Below are 870 nucleotides of genomic sequence, written 5' to 3' on the forward strand. Positions count from 1 at the left end.
GCGCCACAGCTCGACGCCCTGGCGCACGGAGGGCGGCGGCGGGGTGGCGCGCACCGGGGCAGCCGCCACCGGGCGGCTGGTTCGGCCACGCTTGCCCTTCTTCTTGCGGGCGGCCAACGCCGGATCGCCAGCCACCAATGCCAGCACCAGCAGTGCGCCAATTGCCTTCACGCCCGCCAAACCACATCTCCACCCTTGATTGTCATGCGAACCCTGCCGGCCGTGGGCAGCCCGTTGAAGGGCGTGTTCCCGGCGCCGTGGAACTGGTCGCCGTCGATACGCCAAGGCGCGGCTTCGTCAAAGGCCACAAGGTCGGCCGGTGCGCCGAGTTGCAGCGTTCCGGCGACCAGTCCAAAGCGCCGGGCCGGATTGGTGCTGAGCATGGCCACTAAATGCGGCAAATCGATCACGCCGTCGCGCACCAGGCCAAGGCCGAGCGCTAGCAGGGTTTCGGCGCCGGCCATGCCGGCACGCGCGTCGGCGAAGGGCTGGCGCTTGTCTTCCTGGCTTTGCGGGTCGTGGCCGGAGGACAGGATGCTGATCAGCCCGGCGCGCACGCCCTCGATGGTGGCGAGCCGGTCGCGCTCATCGCGCAAGGGCGGCGACAGGCGGGCAAAGCTGCGGAAGCCGGAGACCGCCATGTCGTTGAGGAACAGATGCGCCGGGGTGACGCCGGCTGTCACGTCGACTCCGCGCGCCCTGGCGGCGGCGAGCGCGGCCAGCCCTTCGGCGGTGGTGACCTGGCGAATGTGGAGCGCGGCGCCGGTGGCTTCCGCCAGCCGGCAATCGCGGGTGATGGCCAGCGCCTCGGCAAAGGCCGGCGCGGCAGCGAGGCCGAGCCGCGTCGCATATTCGCCAGCGGTGGCGACC

The 870-nt window shown here is 71.5% G+C and carries 1 protein-coding gene; it reads right to left on the minus strand.

The annotated features are described in order from the left end of the window. Positions 1–167 precede the first annotated feature (167 nt). On the minus strand, positions 168–870 hold a 703-nt coding region (locus tag GJ693_RS16335; RefSeq protein WP_156257265.1), incomplete at its 5' end, for a dihydroorotase.

This window comes from Sandarakinorhabdus oryzae (assembly GCF_009733735.1).
Lineage (GTDB): Bacteria > Pseudomonadota > Alphaproteobacteria > Sphingomonadales > Sphingomonadaceae > Sandarakinorhabdus > Sandarakinorhabdus oryzae.